Here is a 19,524-nt window from a genome sequence, read left to right as displayed (position 1 = left end):
CTCGGACAGATGCAATGACACAAACCCTGCCCATCGACATCACAGTGACCGCTCGCGTGCCCGCGTCGAGTGCGAACCTCGGGCCCGGCTTCGACACTCTGGGGCTGGCTCTCGGTCTGTACGACGAGATCATGGTCACGACAACGGGTTCGGGGCTCGACATCACCGTCGAGGGTGAGGGCTCCGAAGACGTGCCGTGGGGCCCGTCGCACCTCGTCGTCCGCGCGATCGAACGCGGCCTCGAGGCTGCGGGGGTGTGGGCGGATGGACTGAAAGTAGTGTGCCGCAATGCTATTCCGCACTCGCGGGGGCTGGGGTCGTCCGCCTCGGCGGTAGTGGGCGGACTCGCAGCGGCCAACGGTCTGGCCACTCGACTGGACCCACGGTTCGCGTTGTCCACCGAACAACTCGTGCAGATGTCAGCGGAGTTCGAGGGGCACCCGGACAACGCTTCCGCGAGTGTCCTTGGCGGCGCGGTGGTGTCGTGGAGTTGCCCTGCGGAGGGCGCAGACGCGCCGCGAAGCTACTTCGCGGCGCGACTCGATGTGCACCCGGACATCAGGGCCGTGGCACTGGTGCCCAACGAGCGGTCGTCGACTGCGCACACCCGAGGATTGTTGCCGGAATTGGTTCCGCATCGCGATGCGGCGTTCAACGTCAGTAGGGGAGCGTTGGCGGTGGTGGCGCTGACGGAGCGCCCGGACTTGTTGATGCCTGCCACCGAGGATCTATTGCACCAGCCACAGCGGGCTCCCGCTCTGCCGTTGACGGCGCGATGGATCGAGATCCTGCGAGCCGAGGGTTTCGCTGCGACCATTTCCGGAGCCGGCCCCACGGTTCTGGCTCTGACCACGGCTTCTCTGCCCGACCGTCTCCGTGAGCAGGCCGAATCCGAGGGGTTGCGAGTTCTCGATCTGAAGATCGCGAACGGCGTAGAGGTCGGTTGACACGCCGAGAATTGGCGTGAATTCTTGCCCGGGCGAAGAATGGGCGCTATTCTGAGCCTTGTCCGTACATCGTGCGCGTCAGACGCCGGTGCTTCACCAGGGCAATCTTCCAAGACTGATCGACTCCGATCGGGTTGGGCGGTCCTGGCATGATCCTCCGCACTCACCAGTTGTGATGGATTTGCGAACACGCGCCTGTTCGAAGGTGTCGTGATGGCGGGCAGCCGACAGTTTTCGACAGGCAACTACGTACGGCACATCCGAGTTCAGACCTCAACTGAATTGCGGGACGAACCCTCGGCTCAGCGCAGCGCGAGCGAGGGAAGGAAAGGACCTCCGTGACCGATACGGACCTCATCGCCACCTCCACGCCGGCATCCGCGACGGGTGCCCCCACTGCAGAGAGCGGCGATTCTTCAACTTCCAACGATGCTTCGAGCAAGCGCGCCGAGTCTCGTCGTGGAACCGGACTCTCCGGAATGGTGTTGACCGAACTCCGGGCTCTCGCCGGTGAACTGGGTATCAAAGGCACCTCCGGGCTTCGCAAGGGCGATCTGATCGCCGCCATCAAGGAGCGTCAGGGTGGTGCCGCGGCGCCCGCCGCATCTGTGCCCGAGAGCGCCGCGCCCACGCGCCAGCCGTCGCGGCGAAATCAGGCCGCACCGGCCGACGCCGGCGGAACGGCGACCGAGGATGCCGCCAAGGACGCGAACGCGTCGGTCGCGCAGAAGACGACCGAACCCGCTTCGGGCGAACAGGGCAATGGCCCGTCGCAGCAGGGGCCGGACGGCGACCAGGACGGGTCCCGTCGTGGACGTCGTCGTGGGGGATCGCGTCGAGGCGGCCCCGACCAGGGTGAGCAGTCCGGCGAAAGCGCCCAGGGCGATCAGGATCGGCAATCGGGTTCCAAGCAGTCCGGCGGCAACGATCAGTCCGGCGGCAACGATCAGTCGGGCAAGCCGAATCAGAACAAGCAGGATCAGAACAAGCAAGACGGTGACCAGGGCGACAACCGGGGTCGACGCGATCGCGGTGACAACCGGGACCGTGGCGGCAACCAGGACCGTGCCGGCAACCAAGAGCGTGGCGGCAACCAGGACCGCGAGGGTCAGGACCGCAACCAGGGTGACAACCGTGGCCGCAACCAGGGCAACCAGGGCGGAAACAACGGTCCGCGTGACGGCCGTGGAAACGACGACGACCAGGAAGGCGGCCGCGGCCGTCGGGGTCGCCGGGTCCGTGAGCGTCGCCGTGGACGAGACCGTGATCGTGGCGGCGACGGAGACAATCGCGACACCGAGATTCGCGAGGACGACGTTCTGCAGCCCGTCGCCGGCATTCTGGACGTCCTGGACAACTATGCGTTCGTCCGCACGTCGGGTTACCTCGCAGGTCCGAGCGACGTGTACGTGTCGATGAACCTGATTCGCAAGAACGGTCTCCGTCGTGGTGATGCGATCACCGGTGCCGTGCGAGTCGGCCGTGAAGGTGATCAGTCCGGCGGCAACCAGCGCCAGAAGTTCAACCCCTTGGTGCGTATCGACACCGTCAACGGCGGTGACATCGAGACCGCGAAGAAGCGCCCCGATTTCGGCAAGCTGACCCCGCTGTACCCGAACCAGCGCCTGCGCCTCGAGACCGAGCAGAACATTCTCACGACGCGCGTCATCGATCTCGTGATGCCGATCGGCAAGGGCCAGCGTGCGCTCATCGTCAGCCCGCCCAAGGCCGGTAAGACGAGTGTGCTGCAGGCAATTGCGAACGCGATCGCCATCAACAACCCCGAGTGCTACCTCATGGTCGTACTCGTCGACGAGCGTCCCGAAGAAGTCACCGACATGCAGCGCTCGGTGAAGGGCGAGGTCATCTCCTCCACCTTCGACCGCCCGCCGGGAGACCACACGTCGGTTGCCGAGTTGGCGATCGAGCGTGCCAAGCGTCTGGTGGAGGCGGGTAAGGACGTCGTCGTCCTTCTCGACTCGATCACGCGTCTGGGTCGTGCGTACAACAACTCGTCGCCGGCCTCCGGTCGAATCCTGTCCGGCGGTGTCGACTCCACGGCGCTGTACCCGCCGAAGCGTTTCCTCGGCGCCGCGCGCAACATCGAGAACGGTGGTTCGCTCACGATCATCGCCACCGCAATGGTCGAGACCGGGTCGACCGGTGACACCGTGATCTTCGAGGAGTTCAAGGGCACCGGTAACGCCGAGCTCAAGCTCGATCGCAAGATCGCCGAGCGGCGCGTGTTCCCGGCGGTCGACGTCAACCCCTCGGGCACGCGTAAGGACGAGCTGTTGCTCAACCCCGACGAGGCAGCCGTACTGCACAAGCTGCGACGGGTGCTGTCCGGTCTCGACTCGCATCAGGCCATCGACCTCCTGATCGACCGGCTGAAGAAGAGCAAGAACAACCTCGAATTCCTCATGCAGGTGTCGAAGACCGCCCCCGGGGCGATCGACGACTGACCTGCCGGGAATTACTCGGCTCACCGCTGTGTTGAACACGCCGGTGAGCCGAGTTGCCGATTGGGATCGCAGATGCCCGATCTGGCATACTTGGCGGCCATATTCCGGTTCCGGTTCACGGCTTCGAACGGCGAAGTCGACCCGGCGACCATTGAAAGGGACACACCATGAAGCAAGGCATCCACCCCGACTACGTGGCGACCACCGTCGTCTGCGGTTGCGGAAACACTTTCGAGACTCGTAGCACCAAGGAGACCGGGCGTTTCAACGTCGAGGTCTGCTCGCAGTGCCACCCGTTCTACACCGGCAAGCAGAAGATTCTCGACACCGGTGGACGCGTTGCTCGGTTCGAGGCTCGCTACGGCAAGCGTGCTGCCAAGGGTGCAGACAAGTCCTAGCTGTTCTGCCGACGCCCGACCTGCGATGATCGCAGGTCGGGCGTCGGTTTTTTTGTGTCCGTAACCGACTTACGCGCAGAGCGGAGCTAAACATGGCAGGGATGTCCCAGCCCTCGGCCATCGACGACATCCTGTCGGAGCATGCCGGCCTCGAACAGCAGCTGGCCGATCCTGCCCTGCACAACGATGCTTCGGCCGCGCGTAAGGCCGGTAAACGGTTCGCCGAGCTCGCACCGATAATGGCTACCTATCAGAAGCTGAAGGCCGCGCAGGACGACGTCGCTGCGGCGCGTGAGCTTGCCGACGACGATTCGAGCTTCGCCGCCGAGATCCCTGAGCTCGAGCAGCAGGTCGAAGAGCTCGACAAGACCCTCACCGACCTACTCGCACCTCGGGATCCGCACGATGCGGACGATGTGGTGCTCGAAGTGAAGTCGGGGGAGGGCGGCGAAGAATCGGCGCTGTTCGCGTCCGACCTCGCTCGGATGTACGTGCGCTACGCCGAACGGCACGGTTGGCGAGTCGAGATCCTCGACGCCACCGTGTCGGATCTCGGTGGGTACAAAGAGGCGACGCTGTCGATCAAATCGAAGGGGGACGCTCGCGACGGAGTGTGGTCGCGCCTCAAGTTCGAAGGCGGCGTGCACCGGGTGCAGCGCGTTCCGGTGACCGAATCACAGGGACGTGTGCACACTTCTGCCGCGGGCGTGTTGATCTACCCGGAACCGGAGGAAGTCGAAGAGGTCCAGATCGACGAATCGGATCTTCGGATCGACGTCTACCGTTCGTCGGGCAAAGGTGGGCAGGGCGTCAACACGACCGACTCGGCGGTACGTATCACCCACCTTCCGACCGGAATCGTGGTGACCTGCCAGAACGAGCGTTCGCAGCTCCAGAACAAGGCGCGTGCCATGCAGGTGCTGGCCGCCCGTTTGCAGGCGGCAGCCGAAGAGGAAGCCGAGGCGGAAGCTTCGGCCGGCCGACAGAGTCAGATACGCACGGTCGACCGCTCGGAGCGCATTCGCACCTACAACTTCCCCGAGAACCGCATCGCGGACCACCGGATCGGGTTCAAGTCCCACAACCTCGACGCAGTACTCGACGGCGAGCTGGACGCCCTGCTCGATGCGCTCGGAAAGTCCGATCGAGAGGCGCGGCTCGCCGCCGAGTGAGTGGGTAGGACCGGTTACTCAGCTTCCGGCGGGGCCGGCGGCACGTCCGCGAAATCCCAGCCCGGGAACAGGAAGCAGGTCTGCCCCTTCGCGTTCATGTACGCGCCGTGCACCACGCTCAGAACCTGCCCCGGACCGGTGACTCCGAGGGCCTGTGGAATGGACGACTCTCCGACGAACGGTGCGGGGTTCACCGGAACCCCACCGCCCTGGAACGTGTTGAGGTTGAGCCAGTTGACGTGGGCTCCGGCCCCGCCGCCGTCCTCACCGATGGCGTAATACTGCTGGTCGAACGGGACCACATCCTGTTCGTTGTGGGTGACGCCCAATACCTGTCCCATGCCGTCGGCGCAGCCGAGCGGGTTCGGCTGGACCTCGAAAGGCTCGGCGGTTGCCAGTGCCGGGACGCCCAATGCTGCCGCTGCGGCAATTGCGACCACGGCCCCGGATCTACGTACCGTTCGGATCTTCGACATCTGACGAACCTCCTGAATCGTGTCGGGCACGTGGCCCCGTGTACACGCCGCACGCTAGCGACTTCGGCGGCCCGTTGCGTCCGATTCGCCCAGACTCGTTGCCGACTCGAAATGTCCGATTCATCCGGGATTCGCGGACCCCGGACGGTCGCTCGTGGCCAACGCGGGCGACGTGGCAGGCTGTACACGTGAGCCGCCAACCTCTTCGCCTCGCTCTGATCGAGGCATCCGAGCAGCTCGAGGCTGCAGGTGTTCGTAATGCCCGTATCGACGCCGAACTTCTCGCTGCGCATCTCCTCGGTATCGAACGCACCCGGTTGGGGCTGACCCCGCTGGTCGACGAGTCGGTGATCGACGCCTACCGGGTGATGGTGGCCAAGCGGGCCGAGCGCGTGCCCCTCCAATACATTCTCGGAACTGCGGCGATGGGCAACATCGACGTGGAGGTGGGGCCGGGAGTCTTCGTTCCGCGCCCCGAGACGGAGTTGCTGTTGGCTTGGGCGTTGGCCTTCCTCGGCACGTGCGATCAGCGCCCGCCCGTCGTTCTAGATCTGTGCACGGGCACCGGGGCGCTCGCACTCGCGATCGCGCAGGCGCGCCCTGACGCGGTGGTTCATGCGGTGGAGAAGGAACCGCACGCACTGGCGTGGGCGCGTCGAAATGCCGGGGCGCGCGAAGACGCTGGGGACACTCCGATTCATCTGCACCAGGGCGACGTCACCGACCGCACGTTGTTGGCGAGCCTCGAAGGTGGTGTGGATCTGATCGTGGCGAATCCGCCGTACATTCCGGACGGCGCCGTGCTCGAACCCGAGGTTGCCGACCACGATCCGCACACCGCTCTGTTCGGCGGCGAGGACGGCCTCTCCGTCATCAAACCGATGATCGTCAATGTTGCCAGGTGGTTGCGAATCGGGGGTGCCGTCGGTGTGGAACACGACGACAGCAACGGCTCCGGCGTCGCTGCCCTGTTCTCTGCGCGGCGCGTGTTCGGCGATGTGGCAGAGCATCCGGATCTGGCGGGCAAGCCCCGGTTCGTCGTGGCCAAGCGCATCGCTACCGATGTGGAAGCGCAGCGGGGAGAGGCACACGCGGAGGGCTCGCACGTCGAGGGTGAAAGGATGGAGTCGTGAGCACCGTTTACGACTGTGGCAGTCCCGATTCTCGAACGGCAGGTTTGTCCGCCGCCAAGAACTCGCTCGAGGCGGGTCGGCTGGTCGTACTACCCACCGACACCCTCTACGGCATCGGTGCGGGCGCCTTCGACGGTGATGCGGTCGCAAGTCTGTTGCGCGCCAAGGGGCGCGGTCGGGATATGCCGGTTCCGGTCCTGGTCGGCTCGTGGAACACGATCGACGGCCTCGTGTACAGCGTTCGGCCGCAGGCTCGCGACTTGATCAGGGCGTTCTGGCCGGGCGGGCTGAGCCTGGTCGTCGAGCAAGCTCCCTCTCTCGCTTGGGACCTGGGTGACACCCGCGGAACCGTGATGCTGCGGATGCCGCTGCATCCGGTCGCTCTGGAGTTGCTGCGCGATGTCGGGCCCATGGCTGTTTCCAGTGCCAACGTATCGGGTCGGCCGCCGGCCACCACGGTCGCCGAGGCCCGCGAACAGCTCGGCGGATCGGTCAGCGTGTACCTCGACGGTGGTCCGGCGGAGAAGGCGACGGCATCCACGATCGTCGACCTCACCGGTGACCGACCGCGTGTGTTGCGGGCCGGTGCGATCGGGACGGGCGACGTTGCCGATGTCCTCGGCGTGACGGCCGAGAGCCTCGTGGAAGGCGACGTTCCCGCATGAGCGGTCCTCGCGAGTATGCACACCCGTTCGACGAACCCTTAGCGGTGTCGTGCGACACCGCCCCGCACCCGCACCGGTAGCGTCTTCGAGGTGATCGAAGCGCAATCGGCGAGCCTCGTGCTGGCTCAATCGAGTGGGGGAGCGGGTGTTCCCCTACGTGAACTCCTGCTCGTGCTCTTCACTGCGGCAGTGGTCACGTACCTTGCGACCGGGACTGTGCGCATCTTCGCGTTGAAGTTCGGGGCAGTGGCCATACCGAGGGATCGCGACGTTCACGTGACGCCGACACCGAGACTCGGTGGCATAGGTATGTACCTGGGGATGCTGGCGGCGCTGCTGTTCGCGCAGCAACTGCCGGCCCTCGCAAGAGGCTTCGAGTTCACCCAGGACATTCCGGCGGCGCTCGTGGCGGGCCTGGTGATCGTTCTGGTCGGGGTGGTGGACGACCGGTGGGGTCTCGATGCGCTCACCAAGTTCGTGGGCCAGGTGACGGCAGCCGGGATCCTCGTCGTGATGGGCGTCAGTTGGTTCATCATCTACGTTCCACTCGGCGACACGACCGTGATTCTCGATCAGTTGCAGGCCGGTCTGATGACGGTCGGGGTGGCCGTGGTCACGATCAACGCGATGAACTTCGTGGACGGGTTGGACGGTCTCGCCGCCGGCCTCGGCCTGATCTCCTCCCTTGCCATCTGTGCCTTCTCGGTCGGCCTCCTTTACGACCAAGGGGGAGACGTCAGCGCGTACCCGCCGGCCTTGATCGCGGCCGCGCTGGCCGGTGCCTGTCTCGGGTTCCTGCCACACAACTTCCAGCCGGCCCGAATCTTCATGGGTGATTCCGGGTCGATGCTGATCGGATTGATGCTTGCCGCAGTCTCGACGAGTGCGTCCGGTCGTATTCCGTTGACTGCCTACGGCACCCGGGATCTGCTCGGCCTGTTGTCGCCGTTGCTTCTGGTGGGAGCGGTCATGTTCATTCCCATCCTCGACTTGTTGCTGGCCGTCGTCCGTCGGACGCGGGCGGGTGTGAGCCCGTTCAGCCCGGACAAGATGCACCTTCACCACCGGTTGTTGCAGATCGGCCACTCGCATCGTCGGGTCGTCCTCTTGATCTACTTGTGGGTCGGTGTCCTCGCGTTCGGCGCGGTCGGGTCGGCTCTGTTCGACCGGCGGGTGGTCGTGTTGCTCGCTGCGGCCGGCTTGGTGTTCGCGCTCGTCGTGACCGCTGTTCCGTCGTTTCGTAAGCAACAGCACGATCGATGACAGAAGCGGCGCGTTCTCGACCCACCTCGCGCATCCACTACCCTTGGCTACCGTGACTTCCACCTCGCAGCCCGTTCCCGACTCGACAGCCGCTCTGCGGTCGGGGGTGCGTTACGGCGTTCTCGGGATGCTGGCTCTGGCCGTGGTCGGGGCGATCGTGGCAACTCTCGTCGCCGGCACGCCTGGTCTGTACGGTGCGCTGCTCGGTGCCGCAGTGGGTGGCGGATTCGTTCTCTGCACCGCGCTCGGTGTCCTGTTCACGGCGAAATTGCCCGCGACGACGGCCGGTGCGGTGATACTCGGTACCTGGTTGCTCAAGATGATTCTGGCGATCACGGTGCTGGCGATTCTCAAGCCACTCGACTTCTACGACAAGATGTCGCTCGTGCTGGTGATGGTGTTCTCACTCATCATCGTTCTGGGTGCCGAGACGTACGGCGTGTTGGGTACGAAGGTTCCCTACGTCGAACCGCAGGGCGACCAGGAAGCCGATTCGTAGTAGTACTACGAGTTGTAGTAAAATTGAATCCGACCGGACCCCGTCTACACGACGTCGTAGGTGTCTTGATAAGGTTCCGGTCAAGCGAGAGCAATGTGGCTGTTCAGTCACTCGCTACTCGTAGGTAGCACCTACACGGTGCTGCCGAGTCGACGAGGGTCGCCGACACCGACAGACGCGGGAACTTATCCGGTTCGCAGCTGCTGACGAATACGCGAGTCGAATCTTGTCGACTTGATTGATCGTCAATGTCCGATCGAACCGCAGTCAACGATGGCTGGGGACCGACTACGGGAGAGACCGCTGAGCGTCACCTTCATGGCCGCGGAGGAATTCCATCCGCCGTCACTAGACGATTTTTACCCGCCCGCGGTGCTGTTCGAAGGTAGCCCATTCGAACTCGACCGGCTGATGCTGATTCGCATCCTGCTGTCGGTGGTGGTGGTCGCATTCTTCGCGATCGCGCTGCGAAGCCCCAAGATCGTTCCGCGCGGACTGCAGAACGTCGGTGAGATTGCCCTCGACTTCGTTCGCATCAACATCGCAGAAGAAATTCTCGGTAAAGAGCAGGGCAAGCGCTTCCTGCCGGTGATCACCACGATCTTCTTCCTGGTGCTCGCGAGCAACCTGGGTAGCGTCATCCCCTTCTTGAATATTTCGCCCAACGCCCGTATCGGCATGCCTCTGGTGCTCGCCGTGCTCGCGTACATCGTGTTCAACTACGTGGGCATCAAGAAGTACGGCTTCTTCAAGTACGTGAAGAGCAGCATCGTGGTTCCCGGCGTGCCCTTGCCGCTGCACTTCCTGCTCATCCCGATCGAGTTCATCTCGACCTTCATCCTGCGGCCGTTCACGCTCATGGTTCGTCTCATGGCCAACATGCTGGCCGGCCACATCCTGCTGGTGCTGTTCTTCAGTGCCACTCAGTACTTCTTCTTCGTCTCCGGCGGCTTCCAGGCCGTCTTCGGAGTGGCGTCGCTCGCAGCCGGTATCGCCTTCACGTTCTTCGAACTTCTGGTGATCTTCCTGCAGGCATACGTCTTCGCGCTGCTGACCTCGGTCTACATCGACCTTGCGCTGCACGCAGACGAGCACTGACCAACACACGACCAGCTAGACCAAGAACTGAGCCTCACGTCGAATCCGGCGTAGGTCAACAGAAAGGGAACGGAACACCATGAGCCTCGCTTACCTTGCGCAGGAAGCCACCGAGACCACCTCCAAGGGTTTCGGCGCCATCGGCTACGGCCTCGCCGCGATCGGTCCCGGCATCGGCGTGGGCATCGTCGTCGGTAAGGCGATCGAAGGAATGGTTCGCCAGCCCGAGATGGCCGGACAGGTCCGCACCACGATGTTCCTCGGTATTGCATTCACCGAGGCCCTCGCGCTGATCGGCCTCGTCGCCGGCTTCATTTTCTAAGACACCGACATGGCAGCCAACATCGCACTTCTCGCGGCAGAAGGGGAGGACCACAATCCTCTCGTCCCCGCGACGTACGACATCGTATGGTCGATCGTTTGCCTGCTGGTCGTCGGCTTCGTCTTCTGGAAGTACGTACTTCCGATGTTCCAGAAGGTCCTCGCCGAGCGCACCGAGCAGATCGACGGCGGCATCAAGCGAGCCGAAGAGGCTCAAGCCGAGGCGAAGGAAGCGCTCGAGCAGTACCGGGCCCAGCTCGCCGAAGCTCGTACCGAGGCTGCGCAGATCCGCGAGGATGCGCGCACCCAGGGCCAGCAGATCATCGACGAGATGAAGACACAGGCTCAAGAAGAGAGCGACCGGATCGTGGCGTCGGGCAGCACACAGCTCGCGGCACAGCGTCAGCAGATCGTCACGGAACTTCGTGGCGATATGGGACGCACCTCGGTGGATCTCGCAGAGCGCATCGTCGGGGAGTCCCTCGCCGACGACGTGAAGCGGGCCGGCACGGTCGACCGCTTCCTGAACGAGCTCGACTCCATCGGCGCAAAATCCGCAGCAGGGAAGTGAGCACCATGTACGCAGCGAGCCGTGAAGCATTGGCGCAGACGCGTTCTGCGTTGTCTGCGGCCCTGGGATCCGTCCCGGGCACCGCGGCCTTCGCCCAGGCCGGAGCAGATCTGTTCTCGGTCGTCGAGACGCTCGACGTTCAGCGCAACCTGCGGAGTGCGCTGTCGGACAGCTCGACGTCCGGAGCCGCTCGCGAGGGCCTGGCCGAGCAGGTTTTCAGCGGAAAGGTGTCCGACGCGGCACTCTCCGCAGTCAAGGCCGCGGTCGCCGAGGACTGGTCGACCACGTCCGATCTGCTCAACTCGCTCGTACGCCTCGGACGGGAGTCGCTGCTCAAGGCGGCTGCCGACCAGGGACAGCTCGATACGGTGGAGGACGAACTCTTTCGTCTCGGCCGCATCGTGGCTGGTGACTCGAGCCTCGAGCAGGCACTGTCCGACCGTTCGGTACCGGCGAAGGGGAAGCGTGAGCTTCTCGCCAAGCTGCTGTACGGCAAAGTCACCGCAGTCACCGAAGCTCTGGCCGTGCAGGCCGTCGGCCGTCTGAAGAAGTCCGCACCCGCGGATGCCTTCGACGAGCTTTCGACGCTTGCGGCCGAGCAGCGGGATGCAGTGGTCGCGAAGGTGCGCAGCGCCTCCGCGTTGACTGCCGAGCAGGCGGATCGGCTGGCCGCCACCCTCACCCGTACTTACGGGAAGCCGGTGACGGTCCACGTGGAGGTCGATCCCGAACTCCTCAGCGGCTTGGTCGTCCGAGTGGGCGACGAAGTGATCGACGGAAGCGCAGCGGGGCGACTCGCGGCACTCCGGAAGTCCTTCAAGTAGTCCACGCCGAACAATTACTCCAGATCTTTCCGAAGACCAGATACCGAGAGCAGGAAAAACATGGCGGAGCTGACGATCTCCTCCGACGAGATCCGTAGCGCGATCGACAACTACACCGCGAGCTACTCCCCGGAGGCCTCCCGCGAAGAGGTCGGCGTTGTAACCGACACCAGTGACGGCATCGCGCACGTCAGTGGCCTGCCTTCGGCTATGGCCAACGAGTTGCTGGAGTTCCCCGGCGGTGTGCTCGGCGTTGCCCTCAACCTCGACGCCACCGAAATCGGTGCCGTCATCTTGGGTGACTACCAGGACATCCAGGAAGGCCAGGAAGTCAAGCGCACGGGCGACGTGCTCTCGGTTCCGGTCGGCGACAACTTCCTCGGCCGCGTGGTCAACCCGCTCGGTCAGGCCATCGACGGCCTCGGCGACATCGAGAGCAGCGAGAACCGCGTTCTCGAGCTCCAGGCCGCTTCGGTCCTCGAGCGCCAGCCGGTCGAGGAGTCCCTCGCAACGGGCATCAAGGCCATCGACGCGATGACGGCCATCGGCCGTGGACAGCGTCAGCTGGTCATCGGTGACCGTAAGACCGGCAAGACCGCGGTCTGCATCGACGCGATCCTGAACCAGAAGGCGAACTGGGAGACCGGCGACCCGGATCAGCAGGTCCGTTGCATCTACGTCGCAATCGGCCAGAAGGGCTCCACCATCGCAGGCGTCAAGTCTGCGCTCGAGGAGAAGGGCGCGATGGAATACACCACCATCGTCGCCGCACCGGCATCCGATTCGGCCGGCTTCAAGTGGCTCGCTCCGTACACCGGCTCGGCCATCGGCCAGCACTGGATGTACGAGGGCAAGCACGTTCTGATCGTGTTCGACGACCTCACCAAGCAGGCCGAGGCCTACCGTACGATCTCGCTGCTGCTGCGTCGTCCGCCGGGACGTGAGGCTTACCCCGGTGACGTCTTCTACCTGCACTCCCGTCTGCTGGAGCGTTGCGCGAAGCTGTCCGACGAGCTCGGCGGTGGTTCGATGACCGGTCTGCCGATCATCGAGACCAAGGCCAACGACGTCTCGGCCTTCATCCCGACCAACGTCATCTCCATCACCGACGGTCAGGTGTTCCTCGAGTCGGACCTCTTCAACAAGGGTGTTCGTCCCGCCATCAACGTCGGTATCTCGGTCTCCCGTGTCGGTGGTGCCGCACAGACCAAGGGTCTGAAGAAGGTCGCCGGCTCCCTGCGTCTCGAGCTCGCTCAGTTCCGTGAGCTGGAGGCGTTCTCCGCCTTCGCCTCCGACCTGGACGCCGCCTCGAAGGCTCAGCTCGAGCGTGGTGCCCGTTGGGTCGAGCTGCTCAAGCAGGACCAGTACTCCCCGGTGGCCGTCGAGGACCAGATCGTGTCGATCTACCTCGCCGGTGACGGCGCGTTCGACAGCGTCCCCGTCGCCGACGTTCGTCGCTTCGAGGCCGAGCTCCTCGAGGACCTGCACCGCAACGCTTCGGGTGTCTACGACAGCATCAAGGGCGGCAAGGCGCTCGACGACGAGAACAAGTCCGCGCTGCACGCCGCGACGGACAAGTTCAAGGAAGGCTTCCTCGCATCCGACGGAAGCCGTGTCGTGAACGAGGCCGATGCCGACGCTCTCGGTGCCGAAGAGGTCGATCGCGAGCAGGTCAGCGTCAAGCGCAAGACCGTCAGCAAGTGAGCGGTCCGGCCATGACACTGCGACACACGAAGGGAGAGTGAGTGACCGATGGCGAACATTCTCGAACTGCGTTCTCGTATCAAGTCGATCAACTCGACCAAGAAGATCACCAAAGCGCAGGAGATGATCGCGACTTCGCGCATCACCAAGGCCCAGGCTCGCGTCGCGGCTTCCAAGCCGTACGCAGAAGAGATCACCAAGGTGCTCTCCGAGCTGGCCAGCGCCTCGTCCTCGCTCGACCACCCGCTGCTCAACGAGCGGGAGAACCCCACCCGCGCTGCGGTCCTGGTCGTGACCAGCGACCGCGGCATGTGCGGCGGTTACAACTCCAACGTCCTCAAGCAGGCAGAAGAGCTTCTCCAGCTTCTTCGCAGTGAGGGCAAGGACCCGATCGTGTACGTGCTCGGCTCCAAGGGGCTCGGGTACTACACCTTCCGGGGTCGTGCACTCGGTGGATCATGGACCGGGTTCTCGCAGGAGCCGGGCTACTCGGACGCTGCCAAGGCCAGCCGGCATCTCGTCGAGTTGTTCATGGCCGGTTCGGGTACCGACGTGGAGGCTGCGAACGGCGAAGGCACGATCGAGGGCGTCGACGAGCTTCACATCGTCTACACCAAGTTCGTGTCGATGCTGACGCAGACGCCGGAGGTTCGCCGGATGGCTCCGCTGGAGGTGTCGGTGTCCGAAGAGCATGTCGAGCTCGGTGAGGACATGCTGGCGAACGGACACAACGACGGCGGCAGCGATCCGGTTGCGGGCTACAACTTCGAGCCCGAGCCGGACAAGCTGCTCGGGGAACTTCTGCCGAAGTACGTCAGCACTCGTATCTACTCCTCGCTGCTCGATGCTGCTGCGTCGGAGTCCGCTGCTCGTCGTACTGCCATGAAGGCAGCGACGGACAACGCAAACGAATTGGCGAGCACGTTGAGCCGTCAGGCCAACCAGGCTCGCCAGGCCCAGATCACCCAGGAAATCAGCGAGATCGTCGGTGGCGTGGATGCGCTCGCCGCGAACGCAGGAAGTGACTAAACAATGACCGCAGCAGTAACCGAAAACAACGGGGCAGGCTCGGCTTCGACCGTCGCCGGTCGCGTCGTTCGGGTCATCGGTCCCGTCGTGGACGTTGAATTCCCGCGTGGCGCTGTTCCTGAGCTGTTCAACGCCCTCCATTCCGAGATCGCACTGTCCTCGGTGGCCAAGACGCTGACACTCGAGGTTGCACAGCACCTCGGTGACAACCTCGTGCGCACCGTCTCCATGCAGCCGACCGACGGCCTCGTCCGCGGCAACGTCGTGACCGACACCGGAAAGCCGATCTCGGTTCCCGTCGGTGACGTCGTCAAGGGCCACGTGTTCAACGCCCTGGGCGATTGCCTCGACACTCCCGGCCTCGGCCGTGACGGCGAGCAGTGGGGCATTCACCGGAAGCCACCAGCCTTCGACCAGCTCGAGGGCAAGACCGAGATCCTCGAGACCGGTATCAAGGTCATCGACCTTCTCACCCCGTACGTCAAGGGTGGAAAGATCGGCCTGTTCGGTGGTGCCGGTGTCGGCAAGACCGTTCTGATCCAGGAGATGATCACCCGTATCGCCCGTGAGTTCTCCGGAACCTCGGTGTTCGCGGGTGTCGGTGAGCGTACGCGTGAGGGCACCGACCTCCACCTCGAGATGGAAGAGATGGGCGTCCTTCAGGACACGGCCCTAGTCTTCGGTCAGATGGACGAGCCGCCGGGAACGCGTATGCGTGTGGCTCTGTCCGCACTGACCATGGCGGAGTACTTCCGCGATGTGCAGGGCCAGGACGTGCTGCTCTTCATCGACAACATCTTCCGTTTCACGCAGGCAGGTTCCGAGGTTTCGACCCTGCTGGGTCGTATGCCTTCGGCCGTGGGCTACCAGCCGACGCTGGCAGACGAGATGGGCGAGCTGCAGGAGCGAATCACCTCGACTCGAGGCCGCTCCATCACGTCGCTGCAGGCCATCTACGTGCCCGCCGACGACTACACCGACCCCGCACCGGCAACGACGTTCGCGCACCTCGATGCGACCACCGAGCTCTCGCGTCCGATTTCGCAGATGGGTATCTACCCCGCTGTGGACCCGCTGACCTCGACTTCGCGCATCCTGGAGCCGGGCATCGTCGGTGCCGAGCACTTCCGCGTTGCCAACGAGGTGAAGCGCATCCTGCAGAAGTACAAGGAGCTGCAGGACATCATCGCCATCCTCGGTATGGACGAGCTGCAGGAAGAGGACAAGGTCCTCGTCGGCCGCGCACGTCGTCTGCAGAAGTTCCTGGGCCAGAACTTCATCGTCGCCGAGAAGTTCACCGGTGAGGTCGGCTCGGTCGTGTCGCTGCGCGACACCATCGAGGCGTTCGATCGCGTCTGCAAGGGCGAGTTCGACCACCTGCCCGAGCAGGCGTTCAACAGCTGCGGTGGACTCGACGATGTCGAGGCTGCTGCCAAGAAGATCGCCGGAAAGTAGTCCACGATGGCTGAAATGACCGTAGAACTCGTCGCTGTGGAGCGGCGGTTGTGGTCGGGTTCGGCGACTCTCGTCAGTGCACAGACGACAGAGGGCGAGATCGGTGTCATGCCCGGGCATGAGCCGGTCCTCGGCCAGCTGGTCGAAGGCGGCGTGGTCTCGATCACGTCCGCCGACGGCGAGCGCGTCGTTGCTGCAGTGCACGGCGGGTTCCTCTCCGTGACCGCAACGACAGTCACGGTTCTCGCCGAGTCCGCGGACCTGGTGGAGGACATCGACGTAGAGGCGGCCAAGGCCGTTCTAGCGGATTCTGCGGAGGATTCGGAGGCGGTCGAGGCCGCCAAGGGACGCCTCCGTGCCGTAGAGCGCGCATAGGTCTCCGAGGGAAGCCGCGACGGAGCCACGAGCTGTGACAATCGGAATGACGTTGTTGATCATTCTGCTTGTGCTGCTCGCTGGCGCCGTCGCGGCTTTTCTGTATCGTCTGGTCGTTCTCCGGAAGGGTGGAACGGCCGCAATTCTTCGTGAGAGCCCCGCTGTTGCGGACAGCGGCTGGCGCCACGGACTGATCAGGTACGGCGAGTCGACCCTCGTCTTCTTCAAACTTTCGAGCCTGCGCCTCGGTCCCGATTCACGCATTTCGCGTCAGGGTATCGAGGTCGAATCCAGGCGTGCACCTGTCGGTTCCGAGTTCGACATCATGACCGAAGAGATCGTGATTCTGTCGGTGATCGACGGCGAAAAGCGGTACGAAATCGCCTTGGACAGTGGCGCTCTCACCGCGTTTCTCTCATGGATCGAGTCGCGCCCCTCCGGCCGCTCGATGCGCGGCCGCCCATCCTGAGCCTCAGGCTCCTCCGCGTCCCGGGGTCCAGAGAACGTCTCCGTCGGGATTGGCGAGGCGGCCCATGATGAAGAGCAGGTCGGACAGCCGGTTGAGGTACTTGGCAGGCAGGACGTTCGTGGTCTCGGGGTTTGCCTCGACTGCCGTCCACGCCGAGCGTTCGGCGCGACGCGATACGGTTCGCGCCACGTGCAACAGCGCAGCGAGTGGCGTCCCTCCGGGAAGAATGAACGAGTTCAACGGCTCCAACCTGGTGTTGAGCTCGTCGCACCAGCCCTCGAGCCGGTCGATGTAGGGCTGCGTCACGCGTAGCGGGGGATACTTCGGTTCTTCCACCACCGGAGTGGACAGATCTGCGCCGGCATCGAAGAGATCGTTCTGCAATTGCAGCAGAATCTCCCGCAATTCCGCCGGTGGGTGCCCCAGCGCGATCGCAGTTCCGATCGCCGCGTTGGTCTCGTCGCAGTCCGCATACGCACCCAGTCGCGGGTCGTTCTTCGACACACGCGAGAAGTCGCTGAGTCCGGTGGTTCCGTCGTCGCCGGTACGGGTATAGATCTTGGTGAGGTGGACTGCCATACCGTTACGGTACCGGCGACCGGTACTGCCTCGGGTAGCTCTAGGCTGTGCGTTGTGAGTGAGCGCTTTCTCGTTACCGGCGGTAGCCGACTCGTAGGTGAAGTGTCCGTCGGTGGCGCCAAGAACAGTGTTCTGAAGCTGATGGCGGCCGCGTTGCTCGCCGAGGGCACCACTGTGGTTACCAACTGTCCGGACATCCTGGATGTGCCGTTGATGGCGGATGTGCTGCGAGGGCTCGGGTGTGACGTCGAGTTGGAGGACTCGATGGTGCGCATCACGACTCCGGCGAATCCCAAGTACCACGCGGATTTCGCGGCGGTCCGGCAGTTCAGGGCCTCCGTGTGTGTCCTTGGCCCGCTGGTGGCTCGTTGTCGTCGCGCGGTGGTCGCCCTCCCCGGCGGCGACGCGATCGGATCCCGGCCACTCGACATGCATCAGTCGGGACTACGACTGTTGGGGGCTCGCAGCGAGATCGAGCACGGCTGTGTAGTGGCCGAGGCGGACGATCTCCGTGGTGCCAACATCCGTCTCGCATTTCCCTCTGTCGGAGCCACCGAGAACATTCTGATGGCCGCGGTCCTCGCACAAGGCGAGACTGTCATCGACAACGCTGCACGTGAGCCCGAGATCGTGGACCTGTGCGCGATGTTGATTCAGATGGGCGCAAAGATCTCCGGGGCAGGTACTTCGACACTCACCATTCAGGGAGTCGAGAAGTTGTCACCGACCACCCATCGCGTGATCGGTGACCGCATCGTGGCGGCGACGTGGGGGATAGCGGCCTCGATGACCCACGGCGATATTCGGGTTCGTGGGGTGAACCACAAGCATCTGTCCCTCGTGCTGGACAAGCTGCGAAGCGCCGGCGCGGAGGTGACGCCGGAGTCCGACGGCTTCCGAGTCGTCCAGGACTCGCGCCCGACTGCGGTCAATTTCGCGACGTTGCCCTACCCGGGATTCCCGACAGACCTTCAGCCGATGGCGATCGGACTTGCCGCGATCGCCGATGGCACGTCGATGATCACGGAGAACGTCTTCGAGGCTCGCTTCCGATTCGTGGAGGAGATGATTCGGCTCGGTGCGGATGCGCGGACGGATGGTCACCATGCCGTCATTCGCGGGGTGAACCAGTTGTCGAGCGCACCGGTGTGGTCTTCGGACATTCGGGCCGGCGCCGGTCTCGTGCTTGCGGGCCTGGTCGCGGAAGGCGTGACGGAAGTGCACGACGTCTATCACATCGACCGTGGCTACCCGCAGTTCGTGGAGATCCTTCAGCAGCTGGGCGGCCGCATCGAACGAGTCGGCAGTTCCGAGAGCTGAATCGGGTGCGGGGGAGACCGCATACGTCGTCTTGTCGATCCGCGTCGCGCACCTTGCGACGCGGATCGACGCGTTTCTGCAGGTGAGAAGCCGATGCCAACGGAGAAGGCACCCGTACGTGCCGGTAAGTGTCGGGCGTCACAGTGGAGATGGGGCGACGGGGAGGCGATTCTCGGGCACGGGAGGGTGTGGTGACCTGCGAGAACGGGAGCAGGGGAGTGCGTGACCTGGCGATTTGGTGTGGGGATCTTCGTCGCGTAACTTAATTCAAGTCAGAGCGACACGGACGCCGACCAGGTCTTCAGGACATGGCAACGAGGTCGTACGGAGTGCCTGACAAACTCTAGTTAGAAGGTCTACCCACCAAGAGTCGGATGTTGCATCCGAGACCAAGCTGGGTTAGGCTGGAAAAGTTGCTCCAATTCGCCGGAACATGGTTCTGGTGTGGGGGCATGCGCGTGTTCTTTGAGAACTCAACAGTGTGTCGATGAATGTCAGTGCCAAATGTTTTTTGGTACTCCGCATCATATGTGCCGGCTCTTCTTTATGGGGGGTTGGTTGTGTGGTGTGGGTATTTGCTGGCTCTTTTCCTTCTTCCGTCGGAGGAGGGTCAGTGTTTTTATGCTAGTTTGAGTTTTTTTGCTAGTGATTTGACTCGATGTCTATGACTGATTTGTGGCTTCGGCTGCGTAATCTAGAGTCTTCAACGGAGAGTTTGATCCTGGCTCAGGACGAACGCTGGCGGCGTGCTTAACACATGC

Annotated in this window: 20 protein-coding genes; 18 read left to right on the top strand and 2 right to left on the bottom strand. The window is 63.8% G+C overall.

Features of this window, described 5'->3' with window-relative positions:
• Positions 1 to 14 precede the first annotated feature (14 nt).
• The 4 genes from thrB to prfA all read left to right on the top strand — a co-directional run bounded on the left by thrB (position 15) and on the right by prfA (position 4,982).
• Entirely contained in the window at positions 15 to 947 is a 933-nt protein-coding gene (gene thrB / locus ACZI8R_RS14065; RefSeq protein ID WP_463380256.1) for a homoserine kinase, read from the top strand.
• Positions 948 to 1,285: 338 nt separating this feature from the next.
• The gene (rho, locus tag ACZI8R_RS14060; protein ID WP_463380255.1) at positions 1,286 to 3,412 is read left to right on the top strand and encodes a transcription termination factor Rho; all 2,127 of its coding nucleotides are present in this window, start codon (positions 1,286 to 1,288) and stop codon (positions 3,410 to 3,412) included.
• A 167-nt stretch (positions 3,413 to 3,579) separates the two neighbouring features.
• A complete protein-coding gene (rpmE, locus tag ACZI8R_RS14055) occupies positions 3,580 to 3,810 on the top strand; it encodes a 50S ribosomal protein L31 (RefSeq protein ID WP_463380254.1) in 231 nt (76 codons plus the stop codon).
• 92 nt (positions 3,811 to 3,902) lie between these two features.
• Positions 3,903 to 4,982: a peptide chain release factor 1 gene (gene prfA, locus ACZI8R_RS14050; RefSeq protein ID WP_463380253.1), complete on the top strand. Its 1,080-nt coding sequence runs from the start codon at positions 3,903 to 3,905 to the stop codon at positions 4,980 to 4,982.
• 14 nt (positions 4,983 to 4,996) lie between these two features.
• Here the strand turns inward: prfA and ACZI8R_RS14045 are convergent, their stop codons facing one another.
• A complete protein-coding gene (locus tag ACZI8R_RS14045) occupies positions 4,997 to 5,458 on the bottom strand; it encodes a hypothetical protein (RefSeq protein WP_463380252.1) in 462 nt (153 codons plus the stop codon).
• Between the two features lie 188 nt (positions 5,459 to 5,646).
• Between ACZI8R_RS14045 and prmC the strand changes: the two genes are divergently transcribed.
• The 13 genes from prmC (at position 5,647) to ACZI8R_RS13980 (ending at position 16,864) form a co-directional block, all read left to right on the top strand.
• Positions 5,647 to 6,591: a peptide chain release factor N(5)-glutamine methyltransferase gene (prmC, locus tag ACZI8R_RS14040; protein ID WP_463380251.1), complete on the top strand. Its 945-nt coding sequence runs from the start codon at positions 5,647 to 5,649 to the stop codon at positions 6,589 to 6,591.
• A complete protein-coding gene (locus ACZI8R_RS14035; protein WP_463380250.1) occupies positions 6,588 to 7,256 on the top strand; it encodes an L-threonylcarbamoyladenylate synthase in 669 nt (222 codons plus the stop codon). The genes prmC and ACZI8R_RS14035 overlap by 4 nt, the downstream gene beginning before the upstream one ends.
• 90 nt (positions 7,257 to 7,346) lie before the next feature.
• Positions 7,347 to 8,519, top strand: a complete 1,173-nt coding sequence (locus ACZI8R_RS14030) for a glycosyltransferase family 4 protein (protein WP_463380249.1) — start codon at positions 7,347 to 7,349, stop codon at positions 8,517 to 8,519.
• Between the two features lie 43 nt (positions 8,520 to 8,562).
• Positions 8,563 to 9,018 carry a Cg1360 family ATP-synthase-associated protein gene (locus ACZI8R_RS14025; RefSeq protein WP_463380248.1) on the top strand — a complete coding sequence of 152 codons (456 nt, stop codon included), beginning with the start codon at positions 8,563 to 8,565 and terminating at the stop codon, positions 9,016 to 9,018.
• Positions 9,019 to 9,291: 273 nt separating this feature from the next.
• Entirely contained in the window at positions 9,292 to 10,116 is an 825-nt protein-coding gene (atpB, locus tag ACZI8R_RS14020) for a F0F1 ATP synthase subunit A (RefSeq protein ID WP_463380247.1), read from the top strand.
• Between the two features lie 79 nt (positions 10,117 to 10,195).
• Entirely contained in the window at positions 10,196 to 10,438 is a 243-nt protein-coding gene (locus tag ACZI8R_RS14015; RefSeq protein WP_378580886.1) for an ATP synthase F0 subunit C, read from the top strand.
• Between the two features lie 9 nt (positions 10,439 to 10,447).
• Positions 10,448 to 11,008: a F0F1 ATP synthase subunit B gene (locus tag ACZI8R_RS14010; RefSeq protein WP_463380246.1), complete on the top strand. Its 561-nt coding sequence runs from the start codon at positions 10,448 to 10,450 to the stop codon at positions 11,006 to 11,008.
• A 5-nt stretch (positions 11,009 to 11,013) separates the two neighbouring features.
• Positions 11,014 to 11,832, top strand: a complete 819-nt coding sequence (locus ACZI8R_RS14005; RefSeq protein ID WP_463380446.1) for a F0F1 ATP synthase subunit delta — start codon at positions 11,014 to 11,016, stop codon at positions 11,830 to 11,832.
• Positions 11,833 to 11,892: 60 nt separating this feature from the next.
• Positions 11,893 to 13,536, top strand: a complete 1,644-nt coding sequence (gene atpA, locus ACZI8R_RS14000) for a F0F1 ATP synthase subunit alpha (protein ID WP_463380245.1) — start codon at positions 11,893 to 11,895, stop codon at positions 13,534 to 13,536.
• Positions 13,537 to 13,584: 48 nt separating this feature from the next.
• Positions 13,585 to 14,565, top strand: a complete 981-nt coding sequence (locus ACZI8R_RS13995; RefSeq protein ID WP_463380244.1) for a F0F1 ATP synthase subunit gamma — start codon at positions 13,585 to 13,587, stop codon at positions 14,563 to 14,565.
• A gap of 3 nt (positions 14,566 to 14,568) precedes the next feature.
• Positions 14,569 to 16,020: a F0F1 ATP synthase subunit beta gene (atpD, locus tag ACZI8R_RS13990; protein WP_463380243.1), complete on the top strand. Its 1,452-nt coding sequence runs from the start codon at positions 14,569 to 14,571 to the stop codon at positions 16,018 to 16,020.
• A 6-nt stretch (positions 16,021 to 16,026) separates the two neighbouring features.
• Positions 16,027 to 16,395 carry a F0F1 ATP synthase subunit epsilon gene (locus ACZI8R_RS13985; RefSeq protein ID WP_463380242.1) on the top strand — a complete coding sequence of 123 codons (369 nt, stop codon included), beginning with the start codon at positions 16,027 to 16,029 and terminating at the stop codon, positions 16,393 to 16,395.
• A 46-nt stretch (positions 16,396 to 16,441) separates the two neighbouring features.
• Entirely contained in the window at positions 16,442 to 16,864 is a 423-nt protein-coding gene (locus tag ACZI8R_RS13980) for a DUF2550 domain-containing protein (protein WP_463380445.1), read from the top strand.
• Positions 16,865 to 16,867: 3 nt separating this feature from the next.
• Here ACZI8R_RS13980 and ACZI8R_RS13975 read toward each other — a convergent pair whose 3' ends face one another.
• On the bottom strand, positions 16,868 to 17,443 hold the full coding sequence (locus ACZI8R_RS13975) for a cob(I)yrinic acid a,c-diamide adenosyltransferase (protein WP_463380241.1): 576 nt from the start codon (positions 17,441 to 17,443) through the stop codon (positions 16,868 to 16,870).
• Positions 17,444 to 17,497: 54 nt separating this feature from the next.
• Here ACZI8R_RS13975 and murA point away from each other — a divergent pair, with 54 nt between their 5' ends.
• Positions 17,498 to 18,763, top strand: a complete 1,266-nt coding sequence (gene murA, locus ACZI8R_RS13970; RefSeq protein WP_463380240.1) for a UDP-N-acetylglucosamine 1-carboxyvinyltransferase — start codon at positions 17,498 to 17,500, stop codon at positions 18,761 to 18,763.
• Positions 18,764 to 19,524: the final 761 nt, after the last annotated feature.

It is taken from the genome of Rhodococcus huquni, from assembly GCF_055231055.1.
The sequence above is the reverse complement of the archived record's forward strand: the minus strand, read 5'-3'. Positions and strand labels throughout refer to the sequence as shown.